The following is a 19969-nucleotide window of genomic DNA, read 5'->3' on the forward strand; positions in this document are numbered from 1 at the left end:
GAACGAAATAGAAAGGGAATGCCTAATGAATACGCCACAACAAATGTTGCAACATTTACAGGTAGGAGACTTAGATAATGCAAAGAAAACGTTCCAAAAGATTCTTAAAAATGGAAGTGATGAAGAACAATTTCAATTGGCAGAAGAACTATACCATCTTGGCTTTTTAGAAGAGACAAAACAATTATATGAACAATTGCTAACAAAATATCCGGATGAAGGGGAATTAAAAGTGTTATTAGCGGAAACGCTTGTGGACATGGATCAAGAAGATGCCGCTTTAGAACAATTAGAACAAATCCCTGAGAACGATCCAGTATATCCACGTGCCCTCGTCCTTTTAGCGGATTTGTACCAATCGCAAGGGCTTTTTGAAGTAAGTGAACAAAAATTACTCCGAGCACAACAACTTCTTCCGAATGAGCCAGTCATTCAATTTGCTTTAGCCGAATTATATGCCTCCCAAGGGAGACATTTAGAAGCAATCCGACATTACGAACAATTATTAGAAAAAGGCGAAACAGAAATTGCTGGAACATCGATTCATCATCGTTTAGCCGATACGTTAAGTGCAGGTGGAGCGTTTGAAGAAGCTCTTCCATACTATGAAAAAGCATTAGATGAACGATTAGAAATTAATACATTATTCGGATATGCTTTTACTGCCTATCAAGCGGGTTATTATAAGCTGGCGATTGAAAAATTTACCGAATTAAAAGAATTAGACCCTGAATATCATTCGTTGTACCTTTACTTAGCAAAGGCATACGAACACGAAGAACTACTTGAAAAAAGTGTGAAAACCATTGAAGAAGGGTTAAAATTTAATGAATTTAACAAAGAATTGCTTGCGTTTGGTGGAAAAATAGCGATGAAACTAAACAATTTAGAAAAAGCAGAACACTTTTTTCGACAAGCGTTAGTAATTGACCCATCTTATTTGGAAGCTGCCCTTCAATTAAATCGTTTATTACTTCATCAAGAGCGTTACGAAGAGGTCATTGAGCTAGTGGAAATGGTTGAAAAAGAAGGTGAGCACGACCCTCAATTGGATTGGGACATGGCGGTATCTCTCCAAGAGGTAGAACAGTATGAGCAGGCATTAAAACGTTACCAACAAGCATATACTTTCTTTAAGAATCATCCAGAATTTTTAAACGATTTTGGACAATTTCTGCTTGAAGAAGGAATGTTAAAAGAAGCTTATACTATTTATCAGCAATTATTACAACAAGACCCTACGAATGAAGAATATATCATGCTTGTCGAACGCCTTCAGGAAGATACCCGTATGTTAGAATGATGAATAATACAGAGGAGGGAGAAGATGAACACCCCTGTATCTGTCAATGAGAAAAAAGAATTTATTCGATGGTTTTTAAATCACTACCAATTAAAACGAAGAGAATGTGTTTGGATTTTAAATTATTTAATGAGTCATGACCAACTGATGGAGAAAGTTCATTTTGTAGAAGATGCCCAGTATTGTCCACGCGGGTTAATCATGTCTACTCATTGTGTCGATGATGCTCCGTTTCGTTTTTACAAAGAAAATGTCATGACCACGGATGCTGAAAAATCCTTCCACGATATTCGTTTAAACAAGGATGAAAACATTTATATTCAGTTAAACTTTCGCTCTGCTCGTACATCTCATCAATATGCAGCCGTATTAGAAGAAAATCCGTACGTTCCGAAAAACATCCATATTACAGAAGAAGATCGTATACTAGCGGAACAATTTTTAAAGATGTGCATTAAAGATTTTCAAAAAAACCGGTTATTGAAAGAAATTGATCAAGCATTAGACCAAAAAGATGAGCACCGCTTTCAAGAACTTGTTCAACAATTAAATCGGTTACAACCGAAACGAAGTGAGAAAAATCATTCGTAAGAGCCTGTTGCAAAACGTCAGGCTCTTTTTATATGGCATAAAAGAATGAATCAGAAACAGTACATAAACTCTTGCCTTCCGGTGAAGGATAAGACAAAGGAGAGGAAAAAATCCCTTTTTTCTTTAGAATGTGGTATTCTAGGTAACGAAACATAAAGGCAGAGGAGAAATTAGGATGAATTGGAATGGAAAAGATGTAGAAACTTATTTTAAAGAAAAACAATTTGTTGACACAGCCATCATCCCTCTTCTTCCACTTCGTTTCGATGAAGGAGGAATGAAACAAGCTGCACAACAAGGAGAATTTATTCTATTATTATCTACATATTTAGAAAAACAATTTAAGGGGAGATTGTTTCTTTTTCCTCCGTTTAGTTACCTCGAGCAGGAAAAAGAAAAAGGAGAACGTCTCCGTAGATGGGAAGAACAATGTAAACAACAGGGTTTCGTGCATGTATTTTATCTAACTTCAGACCCTGAATGGAAAACGTATGAAGATTTATTACAGGGAACAGTGCTATGGGTTCCTTCCGTACCACTTGAGCATGTTGACCGGCAATTTAAACATTCGCTGATGGACGACCAAGTGAAACAGTTGATTCAACTTATCGTTCATAAGTGGCAACATCAACCATAATTTTTCAGAAAATCGTCACATTGTTGACACGTTTTGTTCTCCGTGGTTATTGACCTTGTCAAAAGATTGATATATCATGAGTATGTCCTAGTTTTGTATATGTGCGAATACTTTGTCCGTAGGACTGACCTTAAGATAGAGGGGGGAAAAGGATGAGCAAACATCGTGTATCACGTCGTCAATTCCTTAACTATACGCTTACAGGAGTAGGCGGATTTATGGCAGCAGGAATGTTGATGCCAATGGTTCGTTTTGCGGTGGATCCTGTATTACAACCAAAGGGTGCAGGTGATTTTCATCCAACTAAATTGAAAGTGGATGAAATTACGAACGAACCTCAACGTGTAGACTTCTCATACGAGCAAAAAGATGCATGGTATGTTTCAGAAGTTACGAACACAGCTTGGGTATATAAAAATGAAAAAGGGGAAATCGTTGCCCTCTCTCCAATTTGTAAACACCTTGGCTGTACAGTAAACTGGAACGGAGATCAAAAACATCAAAACATGTTCTACTGTCCTTGTCATAACGGGCTTTATGAGAAGAATGGTAAGAACGTACCTGGTACACCTCCAACCGCTCCGTTGGATGCATACCCAACAAAAGTGGTGGATGGTTACCTTTATTTAGGTAAACCAAAGGCAAATCCATTTGTGTAAGGAGGCGTAATAATTGTTAAACAAACTGTATGATTGGGTTGACGAGCGTTTAGATATTACGCCTTTATGGCGCGATATTGCCGATCACGAAGTGCCTGAGCACGTAAACCCAGCGCACCATTTTTCGGCGTTTGTTTACTGCTTTGGTGGATTAACGTTTTTTGTAACGGTTATCCAAATCTTGTCTGGTATGTTTTTAACTATGTATTATGTACCAGATATTGAAAACGCTTGGAAATCTGTTTATTACCTACAGAACGAAGTAGCTTTTGGACAAATCGTTCGTGGAATGCACCACTGGGGTGCGAGTCTCGTTATCGTAATGATGTTTTTACATACGTTACGTGTATTTTTCCAAGGTGCGTACAAAAAGCCACGTGAACTAAACTGGATTGTTGGGGTTCTTATTTTCTTTGTTATGTTAGGTTTAGGTTTCACAGGATACTTATTACCTTGGGATATGAAAGCGCTATTCGCAACGAAAGTTGGTCTTGAAATTGCTGGCGCTGTTCCATTTATCGGCGATGAAATTAAGACATTATTAGCAGGTCACCCAGAAATCGTTGGTGCCCAAACATTAGCTCGTTTCTTTGCGATTCACGTCTTTTTCTTACCAGCAGCTTTATTAGGCTTAATGGGTGCCCACTTCTTAATGATTCGTAAACAAGGAATTTCAGGTCCACTGTAAAATTGAGTACGTTCGGATAATTTTGTAGTTTAATTTGAAGGAGGGGGACGCTATGCATCGCGGTAAAGGCATGAAGTTCGTTGGGGACTCTCGCGTCTCTGCTGAACGAAAGCCAAATATTCCGAAAGATTACTCGGAATATCCAGGTAAAACGGAAGCGTTTTGGCCAAACTTCTTATTAAAAGAATGGCTTGTCGGTTCCGTGTTTTTAATCGGTTATTTATGTTTAACGGTTGCCCACCCGTCTCCGCTTGAGCGTGTGGCGGATCCGACTGATACAGGATACATTCCATTACCAGACTGGTACTTCTTATTCCTTTATCAATTACTGAAGTATACGTACGCTTCTGGTCCATACAACGTGATTGGTGCGATTGTTATTCCTGGTATCGCCTTTGGTGCCCTGCTATTAGCACCGTTCATTGATAAAGGGCCACATCGTCGTCCGACGAAACGTCCATTTGCAACAGGTTTTATGTTACTGGCAGTTGCAGCAACCATTTATCTTACTTGGGAGTCGGCTGTTGCAGTTGACTGGGAAGCACGCGAAGCACAAGGTAAAATTGTTGCTGAAGTAGAAATTGATAAAGAAGCAGAAGGCTACAAAATTTATCAAGAAAATGGATGTATCAACTGTCACGGAGATAATTTACAAGGTGGAGCTGCTCCTGCACTAGTTGACACAGGATTAACACCTGAAGAAGTGGCTGACATCGCTGTGAACGGTAAAGCGCCAGGCATGCCAGCTGGGCTATTTAAAGGTACAGACGAAGATCTTCAAAAATTAGCAGAGTTTATCTCCGGTTTAAAAGCTGAATAAGGTGATATGTTAAGGGCTGTCCAATTTCGGGCGGCCCTTTTTTATCGTCAATTCATTGAATTACGACTAAGATGTTGTAAGGTAATCTACTAATTATGCTACAATTTGGATGTAATAAAAGATAAAGGAAGGAAGATAAGGATTGGTATATTGGCGAAACTTATTAATGAACCGGCTCGTCTTATGGGCACTATTATTGATTAATATTGGGGGTACGATATACGGATATGTATGGTACGGCTCTCAATTAAGTGAAACACCGCCTCATTTTTTACCATTTGTTCCTGATAGCCCTACAGCCAGCTTATTTTTTGTCATTGTATTAATAGGTTTTTTGTTGAGAACAAATATCCCTTATATAGAAGCTCTCGCGTTATTAACATTGTTTAAATATGGGGTCTGGGCAGTTGTGATGAACATTCTCACCCTTCAAGTAACAGGATATTTACCATGGCAAGGGTATTTGTTAATAGTGTCACACCTAGCGATGGCTATTCAAGGTATCTTATATTCGCCTTTTTTACAAGTGAAACTGCGCCATATTATTGTCGCAAGTATTTGGACGTTACATAACGATGTGATTGATTATGTGTTCGCTCAATATCCTCGCTACTCCCAATTACATATGTATGTCCAAGAGATTGGATACTTTACGTTTTGGCTAAGCATTTTTTCGATCGGTTTAACTTACTTTTTAACGGTTCATCGTTACAGTTTGGCGAAAAACGATTAAATTTCATCGGAAGAAAGTTCTATACTTGTCCACCCTATCATACATATTACTAGTAGTTTGAGGGGGGACAAGGATGAAGAAGGTAACTATAATAGTAATTTTGTGGTTTCTATTGACCGGGATTACTTGGTTTTCACATACTACATTGGCTGAATCAAATGAATCGTTAGGACAACTTGACGAGATCGCTGACGAAGCATTAGCTTTAACGAAACTAGGAAAATATGAAGAGGCCAAACGGTTGCTTGAATATTTTTCAAATAAATTTACAACTGTAACAATCCAAGAGCGATTGTTTTCTATGGATGAGTTACGGATTTTAACAGCGACTCATAACCAAGCGCTTTCGGCCTTAACAAACATGTCACTAACGCCAGAAGAGCGCTTGAATAAAGTAACAACATTCCGACTCGTTATGGATGCACTCGTTACTCAATACCAACCGTTATGGACGGAAATGGAAGATTCGATTATGACCGCCTTTCAACAAGTAGAACAAGCGGCTCAAGAAGGAGATTCCTTATTGTATCATCAACATTTAAATTCTTTTTTATCGAAATATAGTGTCATTCAACCGAGTTTAAAAGTAGATATTCCTGTCCAAACCGTACAAAAATTGGATGCCCAAATTGCATTTATCGACCGTTATCGTACAGAAGTTCTTACTGATAGAGATTCACACAATCAATTAACGAATTTACGTAACGATTTACAGTATTTATTTAACAATACGACAGAAGATGAAGCCGATCCATCCTTATGGTGGGTCATTATCTCTACTGGTAGTATTATCATAGTTACATTATCTTACGTCGGTTGGAGAAAATATAAAGGAAATGAACAGAAAAAGAAACAAGAGCAAAATGATTGACTTTCTTTTTATAGAATGAGTAAAATGTTCTTGAAAAGAAGAACATTGATAAATGATGGAGGTAATGGCATAAGATGAGCGGATTTCTTATTTATTTCTTGCTCATTCTAATCGTTCCCCTATGGGCGTCATTCCGTGTGAAAAGGACGTACAATAAATATTCCAATGTACCCACTTCATCACGAATGACTGGAGCAGAAGTAGCGAGAAAAATTTTAGATGATAACGGATTATACCATATCAAAGTAGTGGAAACACATGGATTTTTAAGTGACCATTACAACCCACTTACAAAAACGGTACATCTGTCTCCAGCAAACTACCATGGATACTCAGTTGCTGGAGCTGCGGTGGCAGCACACGAAGTTGGACATGCACTTCAAGATGCTCAAGGGTATGCATTTCTACGTTTTCGCCATGCGCTAGTTCCGGTTGTCAATATTAGTTCAAATTTTTCGTGGATTCTCATTTTCATTGGAATTATCGCACAGCTTTCAGGATTTTTGTTACTCGGGATTTTAATGATGGCGGCTGCTGTTCTATTCCAAGTCGTTACACTACCAGTGGAATTTAACGCATCTTCTCGTGCAATGGATCAAGTTGTTTCACTAGGTATTATTCGAAACGAAGAGGAGCGTCATGCTCGGAAGGTATTAAATGCAGCCGCGTTAACTTATGTAGCTGCAGCTGCAGTAGCATTACTTGAATTACTCCGATACGTATTAATCTTTACTGGTATGCAAGGTGATGAAGAATAATGAAAAAGGTGTCTCAAATACTGAGACACCTTTTTCATTTATTCTATCGGGTTTTTGTTTTCATCTAACGTAAACCCTTCGCCTAATACGTCATGAACAACCGTAACAGAAACAAATGCATGGGGGTCAACAGAAGTAATAATATTTTTTAAGCGAACGATTTCATTTTTGCCGACAACACAATATAACACTTCACGAGGTTGTTTCGTAAACGATCCATATCCTTTTAATACGGTGACGCCTCGATCCATCTGCTCTAAAATCGTATCAGCTATTTTCTCGTGCTTTTCAGAAATGATCATCGCACCCCTTGCTGCATAAGCACCTTCTTGCATAAAATCAATGACACGAGCTCCGACAAAAACAGCTACTAACGTGTACATCGCTTCCCGATAGTCTAAATATGTAATTAACGATAACGTAATAACAACGGCATCGAATAAAAACATCGTTTTTCCCATACTCCAGCCAAGATATTTAAAGGCCAATCGGGCAATAATATCAACACCGCCTGTCGTTCCACCAAACCGAAAAATAATTCCTAATCCAATTCCAATGGATACACCCGCAAAAAGAGCAGCTAAAAATAAATCTCCTTCATGTGGAATGTTTAATTGCAAACGTTGAAACACCCATAAAAAAATCGAAACAGCCAATGTTCCGATTAGCGTATAAAAAAACGCGTTTCTCCCTAATAATCGCCAACCAATGAAAAAGAGTGGAATGTTTAACGCTAAGTTAGTATAGGAAGGGTCAATTCCAAAAATAAAATAAAGCAATAACGTAATACCCGTAAATCCACCTTCGGCTAAATTATTTTGCATATTAAAATGAACGATGCCAAAAGAAAAAATAGCTGAACCTATTAAAATAAATAAAGTATTTTTCCAACGTAATCCGAACATCTGTCTTCCCCCCCCGTGAATAAAATTGTGTATCATCGGAATTCCTATTATAGCTAAAGCTTGATGATCAAGCAATATTTGGATGCTCTCCATTATGTAAAGAAAAATTATTTGTAAAAATATAAGGAATTAGCTAACATGAATTATGATAAGAAAGGGGACGATGGACTTGGAGAAGCAAAAAACTGTCGCACAGCTTCAACAAGAAGTCGATGCGTATATTGGTCAATTTAAAGAAGGATATTTTTCACCATTAGCCATGTTAGCAAGGCTGACCGAAGAGCTCGGAGAATTAGCGAGAGAAATTAATCATTATTATGGAGAAAAACCTAAGAAAAAAACGGAAAAAGAAAAAACGATTGAAGAAGAAATTGGTGATTTACTTTTCGTATTAATCTGTTTAGCGAATTCGTTAAATATCGATTTACAGTCAGCGCATGACATGGTCATGGAAAAGTTTCACACGAGAGATAAAGATCGTTGGACAAGAAAGGAGGACAAATGATGAGTCAAATTCGCGTTGCCATCGCGGGACCACGCGGTAAAATGGGCAGAGAAGCAGTGAAAATGGTTCAACAAACGGATCATTTTGAACTAGTCGCTGTATTAGACCGAAAATACGATGGTCAACTATTAAGTGACATACCAGATTTTCCGGGAGTAAATGTTCCGATTTATACAAACATCGACCAATTGTTTCAAAACGAAAGCGTGGATGTCTTTATTGATTTGACGACACCGGAAGTAGGTTACATACATACGAAAACGGCATTAATGTATGGAGTTCGCCCAGTGGTAGGTACGACGGGCTTTACAAATGAGCAGTTAGAAGAACTAAAACAATTAGCGGAAGAAAAAAAACTCGGATGTATTATTGCTCCAAACTTTGCGATCGGTGCGGTATTGATGATGAAGTTTGCTCAAATGGCCGCCAAATATTTACCGGATGTTGAAATTATTGAAATGCATCATGACCAAAAGCTTGATGCTCCATCAGGAACAGCAGTGAAAACAGCACAATTAATTCAAGAAGTACGTTCACCAAAGACTCAAGGTCACCCTGATGAAAAAGAAACGCTTTCCGGAGCAAGAGGGGCAAATATTGAAGGGATGCGGATTCATAGTGTCCGTTTACCAGGATTAATTGCCCATCAGCAAGTCATGTTTGGAGGAGAAGGACAATCGTTAACGATCCGTCATGATTCGTATCACCGAGGGTCTTTTATGACAGGAGTTAAGCATTGCGTGGATACAATTATGCACTTAGAAACGTTGGTGTACGGGTTAGAGCATATTATGGATTAACATCGGGGGGATGGAAGTGAACATTGCGCTTATTGCTCACGATAAAAAAAAGGATGACATGGTACAATTTGTGATTGCCTATGAACCGATTTTAAAACAACATACGTTATATGCAACAGGGACAACGGGTAAGCGGATATTGGAAGCTACTAATTTGCAAGTCCACCGATTCCAGTCTGGACCATTAGGTGGAGATCAACAAATCGGAGCGTTAATTGCTAAAAATGAAATGGATATCGTTATCTTCTTTCGCGATCCATTAACAGCTCAACCTCACGAACCAGATGTATCAGCATTAATTCGTTTATGTGATGTGTACCAAATCCCGTTAGCAACCAACATGGGAACCGCTGAAATTTTAATTCACGGGTTACAAAGGGGAGACCTACAATGGCGAAATGTACATAAAAGAAACGGAGGCTAATAGACTTCATGAATACACCAATCGATGTTTTATGCTTTGGGGCCCATGCTGACGATGTGGAGATTGGAATGGGCGGAACGATTGCCAAGCTCGCTTCGGTGGGGAAAAGAATCGTTATTTGTGATCTGACCGAAGCAGAGCTATCCTCCAACGGAACCGTTGAACGAAGAAAAAAAGAAGCGCAACATGCCGCCCATATTCTTGGTGTAGAAAAACGAATCACATTGCCATTAAAAGATCGGGGGCTTTATTTGACGGACGAACATATTCGATTGGTCGTCGATGTCATCCGTGAGTACCGGCCAACCGTTGTTTTCGCCCCGTACTGGGAAGATCGGCATCCTGATCATGGCAACTGCTCCAAATTAGTGGATGAAGCGGTATTTTCTGCAGGGATACGTAAATTTATATCATCTTATGATGCCCATAAAGTAAAAAAGGTCTTCTATTACATGATTAATGGCTTTTATCGACCGCATGTAGCAATTGACATCTCTCCGTTTATCGAAAAGAAAATTCAAAGCTTAAAAGCGTATGAAAGCCAATTTACATTATCTCCTGATGGTGTCGCGACCCCTTTAACAGATGGGTATATTGAGGCTGTTACGGCTAGAGAACGAATTCTCGGAAAAGAAGTGGGAGTTCGTTATGCGGAAGGGTTTATGACAAAGCAGCCGGTGTTATTACATCATGATTTGCTAGGTGATGATCAATGCGATTAAAAATTGGTATAACATGTTATCCTACGGTTGGGGGATCAGGGGTTGTCGCCACAGAATTAGGAAAGCTTTTAGCAGAGAGAGGACACGAAATACATTTTATAACATCAAGCGTCCCGTTTCGTTTAAAAAAAATGTACTCAAATATTTATTTCCATCAAGTAGAAGTGAACAGTTATTCCGTTTTTCAATATCCACCGTACGATATTGCATTAGCGAATAAAATGGCGGAAGTCATTCAACGAGAACAGTTAGATATCTTGCATGTCCATTACGCGATTCCTCATGCAGTCTGTGCCATTTTAGCAAAACAAATGTCAAACAATGATGTAAAAATTGTAACTACCCTACACGGGACAGATATCACCGTTTTAGGATACGATCCATCGCTAAAGGAAGCGATTCGCTTTGGGATAGAGCAATCGGATAGTGTCACTGCCGTATCCAATGCCCTCGTTCAACAAACGTATGATTTGATTCGACCGAATAAAAATATTCAAACCATTTATAACTTTATTGATGAGCGAGTTTACCGAAAGGTAGAGTCTAGTTCATTAAAAAAAGAATACGGCATAAACGAACAGGAGAAAGTATTCATTCATGTTTCAAACTTTCGAGTAGTCAAACGAGTACCAGACGTTGTACAAGTTTTTTACAACATTCAGCAAAAGATTCCGGCGAAGTTATTGCTCGTTGGAGATGGTCCAGAAATGACCGTTGTTTGTCAATTAGTGAAAAAGCTGGGCTTACAAAAACATGTTCTTTTCTTAGGAAAGCAAGATAATTTAGAAGAGCTATATTCGATTAGTGATGTGATGCTTTTACTTTCAGAAAAAGAAAGCTTTGGGTTAGTGGCATTAGAGGCAATGGCCTGTGGTGTACCATGTATCGGAACGAACATCGGAGGCATTCCAGAAGTTATCACAGATGGTGAAAACGGATTTATTTGTGAGGTTGGAAACATTCATCAAATCACCGAACGAAGCCTTCAACTAGTAACAGATGAAGATTTGCACAAAACGTTTTCCGAGCAGGCTGTACGTACGGTTTATGACAAATTCCATTCGGAAAAAATCGTTCAACAATATGAACAACTTTATGTTCGTTTAATGGAAGAAAGGAATTAGAATGATGAGAGAACCTTTTCGATCCGCGATTCCAATTATTGAAAAAATACAACAACATGGTTTTGAGGCGTATTTTGTCGGAGGTGCGGTCAGAGACTATCTTCTCGACCGTCCGATTTCCGATGTAGATATCGCCACGTCAGCATTACCCCATGAACTAAAGGGGATTTTTCCAAAAACTGTTGATGTTGGTATTGAACATGGAACGATTTTAATCTTACATAATGGAAAAGGCTACGAAGTGACGACTTTTCGAACAGAATCGGACTATAAAGATTTTCGACGACCAGAACGAGTGACCTTTGTTCGGTCATTAGAAGAAGATTTAAAGCGACGGGATTTTACGATTAATGCGATGGCGATGGACATAAATGGGAAGATTATTGATTTATTTGATGGGCAAGAAGCGATGAAGCGAAAGATTTTGCAAACGGTTGGTTCCCCCGATGAACGGTTTACGGAAGATGCTTTACGAATGATGCGGGCCGTTCGATTTGTAAGTCAATTAGGTTTTCAGTTAGAAGAATCGACCAAGCGAGCGTTGGAAAAGCATAACCATTTATTAGCCCATATTGCTGTTGAGCGAAAGCTTGTCGAATTTGAAAAATTGTTATCCGGACCATATCGTCACAAGGCGTTTCAGTTATTACTGTTAACCCAGTTATATAACTATTTACCGATGTTAAAGGGAAAGGGAGAAAAGCTACATCAAGCAATTTCATGGATGAACGATTCGTTAACTGTCAATGAAATGTGGGCTCTTTTGCTTTACGCTCTTCAACCGATAAATGAGCGAACCTTTTTTAAAGAGTGGAGATTACCGTCGAAACAGAGCAAAGAAATTTCGACCATTCACAACTTTTTAAAACAAAGATTGCAACAAGAATGGACCACCCAAACGCTGTATCAAGCAACGAAACCGATTGCGTATTCAGTAGAAAAATTGTACGACGCCATCAATGGTATAACGTCATCCGTATGGTATGTGTGGGAAGAAAAGTTCAATCAAATGCCTATTCACCATCGTTCAGAGCTAACCATATCAGGGAATGACTTAATGGATTGGTTTAAACGTCCTGGTGGCCCGTGGGTAAAAGATGTATTAGAAAAGGTTGAGTTGGCGGTTTTACACGGCGTCGTTGAAAATGATAAAGATCAAATAAGGGAGTGGCTACAGTCGTGCAATCACCAATTCGAAAACAATTGCTAGAGGCTTTTGCTGAGGCTAATGGAGAGTTTTTATCAGGGCAGACCTTAGCCAAAATATTAGGATGTTCAAGGACAGCCGTTTGGAAGCATATCGAAGAATTAAGGAAAGAAGGGTATCAATTAGAAGCCGTTCGTAAAAAGGGATATCGAATTGTTCAAGCCCCAGATAAAGTAACTGAAAATGAAATTCAATTTGGACTTCAAACAAAGCGTCTCGGTCAAACGATTTATTATGAAGAATCGGTCGAATCCACGCAACAAATTGCTCATCGCCTGAGTTACGAAGGGTACCCCGAAGGAACACTTGTTATTTCCGAAGAACAAGTAGCCGGACGAGGACGAATGACCCGTTCATGGTACTCACCGAAATATACTGGCATTTGGATGAGCTTAATTTTACGACCAAACTTACCACCACAAAAAGCTCCGCAATTTACGTTAATTGCCGCTGTGGCGATTTCCCAAGCAATTGAGGAGATCAGTGGTATTGAAGCGGAAATTAAGTGGCCGAATGATATTCTCATTCGAGGTAAAAAAGTCACTGGCATTTTAACAGAGCTTCAAGCAGATGCGGATAAAATTCACTCCATCATTATAGGAATGGGTGTCAATGTCAATCAGTCGTCGACTGACTTTGCCGCTGACATTAAGCCTATCGCCACTTCCATTGCGATTGAAGCAAAGAAAAAAATTCCCCGTGCACAATTAGTCCGGCGAATTTTAGAAAAGCTAGAAATATATTATGATTTATATATGGAAGAAGGATTTCGTCCGATTAAACTCATGTGGGAAAGTCGTGCAGTAAGTATTGGAAAGAATATTATTGCTCGTACGATTAACGGTACAATTGAAGGAAAAGCTTTGGGTATTACTGATGAAGGCATATTACAACTAGAAGATGCTCAAGGGATCATTCATCATATTTATTCTGCAGATATCGAAATTAAAAGTTAATCTTGTACAGAAAGAGGGAATCTTTGTTATAATTTTGGTGGGCAGTATCGTCATGAACTGCACCTTACCTCAGTATGATAAAAAATAGATTCTGCCTTGATCCAAAACGGACTAGGACAGAGGGATGAAACAAACATCTAAGAGTAAGGGTCCTTCTGCCGCCTATAGGGAAGGACCTTTTCTTATGGGACAAGTTTCTTTCCCTCTGAATCGTAAGGAGGGACGATATGAAAACGGTAACAGATTTTTTAACAATGAAACAAAATGGAGAAAAAATTGCCATGATTACCGCCTACGATTATCCATCGGCAAAATTAGCCGAAAAAGCGGAAGTCGACATGATTCTCGTTGGTGATTCGCTGGGAATGGTTGTGTTAGGCTATGAATCAACCATTCCGGTCACATTAGAAGACATGATTCATCATACGAAGGCGGTAAAAAGAGGAGCTCCAAATACGTTTATTGTCACAGACATGCCGTTTATGACGTATCACTATTCAACGAAAGATACGCTAAAAGCTGCTACTCGAATCGTTCAAGAAGGTGGAGCACACGCGGTTAAGGTCGAAGGAAGCGGTCAAGTTATTCACATGATTGAGGCGTTAACACACGGAGGAATCCCTGTTGTTGCTCACCTTGGTTTGACACCCCAATCAGTTGGTGTTCTCGGTGGTTATAAGGTGCAAGGAAAAACAGCAGAAGCTGCCCAAAAGTTGATAGAAGATGCTAAGTTGTGTCAACATGCAGGGGCCATTGCCTTAGTGTTAGAATGTGTTCCAAGACAATTAACAAAAGAAGTGTCAGACATTCTGGATATTCCGACGATTGGTATTGGTGCGGGAGCGGACGCCGATGGACAAGTCCTCGTTTATCACGATCTCATCGGATATGGAGTAGACAGAGTGCCAAAATTCGTCAAAATGTATACCAATGTCAATGAGTCGATTGAAGCGTCCCTCAGGCAATATGTTCATGAAGTGAAGCGAAATCTATTCCCAAAAACCCAACATTCATTTACGATGAAAGAGGAAGAGTTGAACAGCCTGTATGGAGGAACAAAAGGATGAAAGTAATTACATCATCAAAAGAAATTCAACAATTCATGTTAGCAGAAAGAAAAGCGGGAAAAACGATTGGATTTGTCCCGACGATGGGATATCTTCACGAAGGTCATTTAACTTTAGCTGAACAGGCGCGAAAAGACTGTGATATTGTCGTGATGAGTATCTTTGTTAACCCGCTTCAATTTGGTCCAAACGAAGATTATGAACGCTATCCGCGAGATATTGAACGAGATCAACAACTTGCCAAAGAAGTGGGCGTTGATTATTTATTTATTCCTTCTGTTCAAGAGATGTATCCCTATGAGGCATCTGTTCAAATGACCGTAACGAAAAGGGTCAACGTTTTGTGTGGACGCTCTCGGGAAGGACACTTTGATGGTGTAGTGACCGTTTTAACCAAGCTTTTTCATTTAATTTTTCCTCATAAAGCGTATTTCGGTTTAAAAGACGCCCAACAAGTAGCAGTTGTAGATGGGCTCGTAAAGGATTTCTTTTTCCCAATTGAAATCGTTCCTATTCCAACCGTACGGGAAGAAGATGGACTTGCGAAAAGTTCACGAAATGTCAATCTAACCGCTCAAGAGCGAAAAGAGGCGCCTGCCTTATATCAAAGTCTATTAAAGGCAAAGAAACTAATTGAACAAGGAGAAACACGACCGGAAATCATTATTAACGTCGTTCGAAATTACCTTTCTTCCCAGACATCAGGTGAGATTGATTACATTGAGTTATATTCCTATCCATCACTTGAACCGATTGACGTTATTGAAGGGACGGTTATAATTGCTATTGCCGTACGGTTCTCTAAAGCAAGATTAATCGATAACATTATTTTGCACCGGAAATAAAGGAGGAACAACGATGTTTCGTACATTAATGAATGGAAAAATTCATCGTGCTCGCGTAACGGAAGCGAACTTAAACTACGTTGGCAGCATTACAATTGACCAAGACATTTTAGATGCGGTTGGTATGGCTCCAAATGAAAAAGTACAAATTGTTAACAACAATAACGGTGCTCGTTTTGAAACATATATTATTCCAGGTGAACGGGGAAGCGGAGTTATTTGTTTAAATGGAGCTGCAGCCCGCCTTGTTCAAGAAGGGGATATCGTTATTATTATTTCTTATGCCTTAGTTCCAGAAGAAAAAGTAAGTAGCCATCGTCCAAAAGTAGCGATAATGGATGAAAATAACCGAATTAAGGAATTAATCACCTATGAACCTGCTCATACAGTCATGAATTAAGCTCGGAAGACATTCCGAGCTTTTTTGATACGCTCCATTTGAACACTTTAATTACTTTAGAGATATGGATTGTGTAGCAAACCAAAAGTACCTTTACAATAGAACAAATTTATAACGAACAAGAGTAGCCTAAACTAAAGTTTTTTATAACGTGTCGTAAGGAAAAACCAACCAATTCAAAACGTTTTAAGTATGAATCATTGCACAATTTTTCGTTTCGTGTTAACGTTTTGCACATAAGTATACTCAAAACGTTGACATCTCAAGCAATACAATCACCTCCCGATTTCCATTTGGGAGTTGGTCATAAGAAAAAGGTGAGTCATTCATGAATCAGCGATTTGTAATCATCGATATAGAAACGACCGGAAATACACCCAAAAAAGGGGATCGAATTATTCAATTGGCAGCCGTTGTCGTTGAAAATGAACAAGTAGTTGAAGCGTTTCAATCACTTGTTCGACCAGATAAACAAATCCCCGAATTTATTGAAGAGTTAACAGGAATTAACGATGAGCTGGTGAAAAATGCTCCAACGTTTAAAGATATTGCTCCGACTGTTTGGAATTTGTTACACGATAGTGTGTTTGTCGCTCACAATGCTTTATTTGACTTAACGTTTTTAAATCATGAAATGGAAAAGGTCGGTTATCCATCGTTTAACGGAAACGTGATTGATACGGTTGAACTCGCGAAAATAACGTACCCTACACTACCAAGTTATAAATTAATTGACCTAGCAGCACAATTTGGATTTCAACATGATCGTCCACATCAAGCAGACAGTGATGCCCTCGTCACTGCACAATTATTTATCGAGTTTTATCAAAAGCTGAACCGTCTACCACTAGTTACGATTAAACAATTGAAAAAATTCGCTAAATATTTAAAAAGTGATTTATGGTTATTATTTGAAACCATAGATGAAAATCGAATCCTATCGAATGACAACACGTACAAAGTAATCAGAGGTATTGCTCTAAAAAATAATGAAAAAAATTCGTTGTCGGAAAAAAAAGAGGCAATTAGCACAAGCATTGGGGACCAAAAGCATTTAGTTTTAAAAAAGGCTATTCCTAACTATCGCCATCGCAAAGGACAACTCGAAATGATGAATGTTATTGAACGTGCTTTACATCACCAGCAGCATGCGGTTATTGAAGCAGGAACGGGTGTTGGAAAAACTATAGCCTACTTACTTCCAGCAGCCAATTTTGCTTTACAGACAGGAGAAAAAATTGTTATTAGTACTCATACGGTTCAACTGCAAACGCAATTAATGGAAAAAGAAGTTCAGTGGCTAAACGAATTTCTTCCACTTCGTGTCCATGTATTAAAAGGAAAAACGTATTACATCGATTTATTTAAGTTTGAACAAACGTTAACTGAATTAGATACAACGTACGACCATATATTAGCAAAAATGCAAATATTAGTTTGGTTAACGGAGACGGAAACCGGAGATGTGGACGAGTTAAGCTTATCGAGTGGGGGGAAATTATTTTGGAATCGAATTAAGCATTATGGGTGGGAAAAAGCGAAGCAACGAAACGAATGGAAGGAGCATGATTTTTATTTAAGAGCATTAAAGAAAGCCGAGAATGCCCATATCATCGTCACCAATCATGCGTTTTTACTACAAAATTCTTTAAAGGGAACTATGCCTCCATTTAAATATGTGATTATTGATGAGGCCCATCATTTACCGAAGGTAGCATCGCACTTTTTTGGTGAACAAATAAGCTATGCTTTCGTTAAATATCATTTAGGCTTGTTGGGTTCATACGAGCAACAACAGCTTCTTAGACGATTTGAAGATGTAGTTGAAAAATACGGGTTTCAGCCAACAAAACATCCATTTGAAGTCGTTCAACTTGTTCAGAACCTTTCGCAAGAAGTTGATGAATTTTTTACGATTATTGGGAACTGGATGAGACGCTCATGGAAAGTAGGAAAAGGGAAATTACGTATTCAACTTCATGACTGGGAATCTGAGACATGGAAAACGGCGAAACTAATTGCCGAACGAATAATTTTTATGATGAATGAATTGGAAGAGGATTTGAATGAACGATTGGCCCTTTTGGAAGGCGTAAAAACAAACTTATCTGACGGTGATTATCTTGTGTTTAATGAAGGTACCGTTTATTTGGAAGAATGTCAACGGCTAAAAGAACAACTGACCTACTTTTTTACAAGAACGGGAAGCAGTTTTATTCAATGGGCAGAAGGAGACGAGCGGGCGCTACCTAATAGTATTCAGCTTAATTGGCAGCCATTATATGTGGAAGAAAAAATGTATGACCTGTTTTTTGCCGAAAAATTGAGCGTCATTATGACATCAGCCACATTGACGGTTAACCGATCCTTTAATTTCTTTTTAAGTCAATTAGGTGTATCGGAACGTGAAATTGCATATAAAAAAATCATTCCATCTCCGTTTTCCTATAAGGAAAATGCCCGTTTAATCGTCCCAAATGATGTGCCTTCAGTTCGAGATGTGTCGATGGAAGAGTATTGTACAACGATTGCGAGCCAATTAATTGGAATTGCGCAAGCGACGAAAGGACGCATGCTCATATTATTTACTTCTTATGATATGTTAAAGAAAACGTACGAGTTAATGAAAGACTCCCAATTGTTGGACCAATACGTCCTACTTGCGCAAGGTGTATCCGGAGGGTCAGCACAACGTCTAACTAAACTATTCCGTAGCTTCGACAAAGCGATTTTGTTTGGGACAAGTACGTTTTGGGAAGGAATCGATATTCCGGGAGAAGATTTATCATGTTTATGTATTGTTCGACTACCGTTTTCTCCACCTGATGAGCCGTTTCATGAAGCGATGTGTGAACGCGTTCAACAAGAAGGAAAAAATTCGTTTTATTATTATTCCCTACCAGAGGCAGTTATTCGTTTTAAACAAGGTTTTGGCCGATTATTGCGACATGAGACTGATCGTGGGGTAGTCATTGTGTTTGACCAACGAATCGTACAGACGAAATATGGTGAGACGTTTTTAGCATCAATTCCACAAGTTCCAGTATACGAACAATCAATTGCAGAAACCATTTCATTTATTCATCAATGGTTATGATAAATTTCTACAAATCGACGCACCCTAACAAATGGATGGAGGAATGATGATGGGTGCTCGATTTTTTTTACACATAATTTTAATTTGCATATGTTTTGATTCTACTATCGCTTATGCGGAAATGATCGATTTAAATTTAAAAGACGATGAAATGGCTATCACGTTTTTGTCATTAAACAACGGGGAAATAGCCTTAATTCATTTGCCTGACCATCAGTATATTTTATTGACAAATGGTCAATCGACTAATGTGAAGCAATTAAAGGAGCAATTATCATACTTTAAAGTAAATCATATCCAACGAATGCTTCTTACCTCCCACGATGCCATTGATGTTGAACTGTTAACCGAGCTCATTCACAAATATCATGTTCAAGAAGTGATTAGTGGAAAAAAAATCCTTTTTCAAAAAGGAAGCGTTTTTAATACCGTTTGGCAGGAAGGTAAGACCTATTCTCTTTCGGAGCAATTACATGCTAAAATACTGTGGAAAGAAATGAATCCGCTTCTATTAAATTTCCAGTTTTCTTTTTATGAACATCAATTGGTTTGGTTTTCTTCATGTTCCAAGGATGGGGAGCGCCACATTTTACAATTGCCATTAAAAAATGTGAATATTATTAAAGTCGCTAACTATGCCGAAGAACAATCCATAACAGAACAAATTGTTCATCATATGGACCCGCAAGTGGCCATTATTTTTTACTCGAAAAATCAACGTCCACATGAAGACATAATGAAACTATTGAATGAATCGTGGATTGACGTGTATTATACGAAAAATCATGGCTTAGTCACGATAAAATTTTCTCCTACGAATTATGAAGTCATCACATTGCCGCCAGAGCTAAAATGAA

At 38.7% G+C, this 19969-nt stretch carries 22 protein-coding genes; 21 read left to right on the plus strand and 1 reads right to left on the minus strand.

The window, feature by feature from the left end:
• The first annotated feature begins 25 nt into the window (after positions 1-25).
• The 9 genes from ABES52_RS03005 (at position 26) to ABES52_RS03045 (ending at position 7060) form a co-directional block, all read left to right on the plus strand.
• Complete coding sequence (locus tag ABES52_RS03005) at positions 26-1303, plus strand: tetratricopeptide repeat protein (RefSeq protein WP_429648785.1); 1278 nt, start codon at positions 26-28, stop codon at positions 1301-1303.
• A gap of 24 nt (positions 1304-1327) precedes the next feature.
• Positions 1328-1894 (plus strand): ReoY family proteolytic degradation factor, encoded by a 567-nt coding sequence (locus ABES52_RS03010; RefSeq protein ID WP_429648787.1) that lies wholly within the window; start codon positions 1328-1330, stop codon positions 1892-1894.
• A gap of 175 nt (positions 1895-2069) precedes the next feature.
• A complete protein-coding gene (locus ABES52_RS03015; protein ID WP_429648789.1) occupies positions 2070-2531 on the plus strand; it encodes a YpiF family protein in 462 nt (153 codons plus the stop codon).
• Between the two features lie 152 nt (positions 2532-2683).
• Entirely contained in the window at positions 2684-3190 is a 507-nt protein-coding gene (locus ABES52_RS03020) for a QcrA and Rieske domain-containing protein (protein ID WP_429648791.1), read from the plus strand.
• 13 nt (positions 3191-3203) lie between these two features.
• Positions 3204-3878: a menaquinol-cytochrome c reductase cytochrome b subunit gene (gene qcrB / locus ABES52_RS03025; RefSeq protein WP_429648793.1), complete on the plus strand. Its 675-nt coding sequence runs from the start codon at positions 3204-3206 to the stop codon at positions 3876-3878.
• A gap of 52 nt (positions 3879-3930) precedes the next feature.
• A complete protein-coding gene (locus ABES52_RS03030; RefSeq protein WP_429648795.1) occupies positions 3931-4698 on the plus strand; it encodes a c-type cytochrome in 768 nt (255 codons plus the stop codon).
• Between the two features lie 166 nt (positions 4699-4864).
• Positions 4865-5431: a lipoprotein heptaprenylglyceryl N-acetyltransferase LhaT gene (lhaT, locus tag ABES52_RS03035; protein WP_429648855.1), complete on the plus strand. Its 567-nt coding sequence runs from the start codon at positions 4865-4867 to the stop codon at positions 5429-5431.
• Between the two features lie 73 nt (positions 5432-5504).
• On the plus strand, positions 5505-6302 hold the full coding sequence (ypjB, locus tag ABES52_RS03040; RefSeq protein ID WP_429648797.1) for a sporulation protein YpjB: 798 nt from the start codon (positions 5505-5507) through the stop codon (positions 6300-6302).
• Positions 6303-6376: 74 nt separating this feature from the next.
• Entirely contained in the window at positions 6377-7060 is a 684-nt protein-coding gene (locus tag ABES52_RS03045) for a zinc metallopeptidase (protein WP_429648799.1), read from the plus strand.
• A 38-nt stretch (positions 7061-7098) separates the two neighbouring features.
• Here ABES52_RS03045 and ABES52_RS03050 read toward each other — a convergent pair whose 3' ends face one another.
• A complete protein-coding gene (locus ABES52_RS03050) occupies positions 7099-7965 on the minus strand; it encodes a YitT family protein (RefSeq protein ID WP_429648801.1) in 867 nt (288 codons plus the stop codon).
• Positions 7966-8134: 169 nt separating this feature from the next.
• On the opposite strand from ABES52_RS03050, the gene ABES52_RS03055 reads away from it, so the two are divergent.
• The 12 genes from ABES52_RS03055 to ABES52_RS03110 all read left to right on the plus strand — a co-directional run bounded on the left by ABES52_RS03055 (position 8135) and on the right by ABES52_RS03110 (position 19968).
• A complete protein-coding gene (locus tag ABES52_RS03055) occupies positions 8135-8470 on the plus strand; it encodes a nucleotide pyrophosphohydrolase (RefSeq protein ID WP_429648803.1) in 336 nt (111 codons plus the stop codon).
• On the plus strand, positions 8470-9270 hold the full coding sequence (gene dapB, locus ABES52_RS03060) for a 4-hydroxy-tetrahydrodipicolinate reductase (protein WP_429648805.1): 801 nt from the start codon (positions 8470-8472) through the stop codon (positions 9268-9270). Before ABES52_RS03055 ends, dapB begins: the two co-directional genes overlap by 1 nt.
• Positions 9271-9286: 16 nt before the next feature.
• Entirely contained in the window at positions 9287-9694 is a 408-nt protein-coding gene (gene mgsA, locus ABES52_RS03065; RefSeq protein WP_429648857.1) for a methylglyoxal synthase, read from the plus strand.
• Positions 9695-9702: 8 nt separating this feature from the next.
• A complete protein-coding gene (bshB1, locus tag ABES52_RS03070; RefSeq protein WP_429648807.1) occupies positions 9703-10416 on the plus strand; it encodes a bacillithiol biosynthesis deacetylase BshB1 in 714 nt (237 codons plus the stop codon).
• On the plus strand, positions 10407-11540 hold the full coding sequence (gene bshA / locus ABES52_RS03075; RefSeq protein WP_429648809.1) for an N-acetyl-alpha-D-glucosaminyl L-malate synthase BshA: 1134 nt from the start codon (positions 10407-10409) through the stop codon (positions 11538-11540). Before bshB1 ends, bshA begins: the two co-directional genes overlap by 10 nt.
• 4 nt (positions 11541-11544) lie before the next feature.
• On the plus strand, positions 11545-12750 hold the full coding sequence (locus ABES52_RS03080; RefSeq protein WP_429648811.1) for a CCA tRNA nucleotidyltransferase: 1206 nt from the start codon (positions 11545-11547) through the stop codon (positions 12748-12750).
• Positions 12708-13703, plus strand: coding sequence for a biotin--[acetyl-CoA-carboxylase] ligase (locus tag ABES52_RS03085; RefSeq protein ID WP_429648813.1), 996 nt, complete (start codon positions 12708-12710; stop codon positions 13701-13703). The genes ABES52_RS03080 and ABES52_RS03085 overlap by 43 nt, the downstream gene beginning before the upstream one ends.
• Before the next feature lie 227 nt (positions 13704-13930).
• Positions 13931-14770: a 3-methyl-2-oxobutanoate hydroxymethyltransferase gene (gene panB, locus ABES52_RS03090; protein WP_429648815.1), complete on the plus strand. Its 840-nt coding sequence runs from the start codon at positions 13931-13933 to the stop codon at positions 14768-14770.
• Positions 14767-15615, plus strand: a complete 849-nt coding sequence (panC, locus tag ABES52_RS03095) for a pantoate--beta-alanine ligase (protein WP_429648817.1) — start codon at positions 14767-14769, stop codon at positions 15613-15615. The genes panB and panC overlap by 4 nt, the downstream gene beginning before the upstream one ends.
• Positions 15616-15628: 13 nt before the next feature.
• Positions 15629-16015 carry an aspartate 1-decarboxylase gene (panD, locus tag ABES52_RS03100; RefSeq protein ID WP_429648819.1) on the plus strand — a complete coding sequence of 129 codons (387 nt, stop codon included), beginning with the start codon at positions 15629-15631 and terminating at the stop codon, positions 16013-16015.
• A gap of 328 nt (positions 16016-16343) precedes the next feature.
• Entirely contained in the window at positions 16344-19112 is a 2769-nt protein-coding gene (gene dinG / locus ABES52_RS03105) for an ATP-dependent DNA helicase DinG (protein WP_429648821.1), read from the plus strand.
• Between the two features lie 49 nt (positions 19113-19161).
• The gene (locus ABES52_RS03110) at positions 19162-19968 is read left to right on the plus strand and encodes a ComEC/Rec2 family competence protein (protein WP_429648823.1); all 807 of its coding nucleotides are present in this window, start codon (positions 19162-19164) and stop codon (positions 19966-19968) included.
• The last annotated feature ends 1 nt before the right edge of the window (position 19969 follow it).

The sequence above is a fragment of the Aeribacillus pallidus genome (assembly GCF_050478865.1).
In the GTDB taxonomy this organism is placed as follows: Bacteria; Bacillota; Bacilli; order Bacillales; family JACDOC01; genus JACDOC01.

Bases quoted from the DNA above. Each gene is read 5' to 3' on its own strand.
- ABES52_RS03050 (WP_429648801.1), bottom strand. From the start codon at position 7,965: ATGTTCGGATTACGTTGGAAAAATACTTTATTTATTTTAATAGGTTCA.
- ABES52_RS03110 (WP_429648823.1), top strand. From the start codon at position 19,162: ATGGGTGCTCGATTTTTTTTACACATAATTTTAATTTGCATATGTTTT.
- panB (WP_429648815.1), top strand. From the start codon at position 13,931: ATGAAAACGGTAACAGATTTTTTAACAATGAAACAAAATGGAGAAAAA.
- ABES52_RS03045 (WP_429648799.1), top strand. From the start codon at position 6,377: ATGAGCGGATTTCTTATTTATTTCTTGCTCATTCTAATCGTTCCCCTA.
- ABES52_RS03080 (WP_429648811.1), top strand. From the start codon at position 11,545: ATGAGAGAACCTTTTCGATCCGCGATTCCAATTATTGAAAAAATACAA.
- bshA (WP_429648809.1), top strand. From the start codon at position 10,407: ATGCGATTAAAAATTGGTATAACATGTTATCCTACGGTTGGGGGATCA.
- panC (WP_429648817.1), top strand. From the start codon at position 14,767: ATGAAAGTAATTACATCATCAAAAGAAATTCAACAATTCATGTTAGCA.
- ABES52_RS03005 (WP_429648785.1), top strand. From the start codon at position 26: ATGAATACGCCACAACAAATGTTGCAACATTTACAGGTAGGAGACTTA.
- lhaT (WP_429648855.1), top strand. From the start codon at position 4,865: ATGAACCGGCTCGTCTTATGGGCACTATTATTGATTAATATTGGGGGT.
- dapB (WP_429648805.1), top strand. From the start codon at position 8,470: ATGAGTCAAATTCGCGTTGCCATCGCGGGACCACGCGGTAAAATGGGC.
- panD (WP_429648819.1), top strand. From the start codon at position 15,629: ATGTTTCGTACATTAATGAATGGAAAAATTCATCGTGCTCGCGTAACG.
- ABES52_RS03020 (WP_429648791.1), top strand. From the start codon at position 2,684: ATGAGCAAACATCGTGTATCACGTCGTCAATTCCTTAACTATACGCTT.
- ABES52_RS03030 (WP_429648795.1), top strand. From the start codon at position 3,931: ATGCATCGCGGTAAAGGCATGAAGTTCGTTGGGGACTCTCGCGTCTCT.
- dinG (WP_429648821.1), top strand. From the start codon at position 16,344: ATGAATCAGCGATTTGTAATCATCGATATAGAAACGACCGGAAATACA.
- ABES52_RS03010 (WP_429648787.1), top strand. From the start codon at position 1,328: ATGAACACCCCTGTATCTGTCAATGAGAAAAAAGAATTTATTCGATGG.
- ypjB (WP_429648797.1), top strand. From the start codon at position 5,505: ATGAAGAAGGTAACTATAATAGTAATTTTGTGGTTTCTATTGACCGGG.
- ABES52_RS03015 (WP_429648789.1), top strand. From the start codon at position 2,070: ATGAATTGGAATGGAAAAGATGTAGAAACTTATTTTAAAGAAAAACAA.
- bshB1 (WP_429648807.1), top strand. From the start codon at position 9,703: ATGAATACACCAATCGATGTTTTATGCTTTGGGGCCCATGCTGACGAT.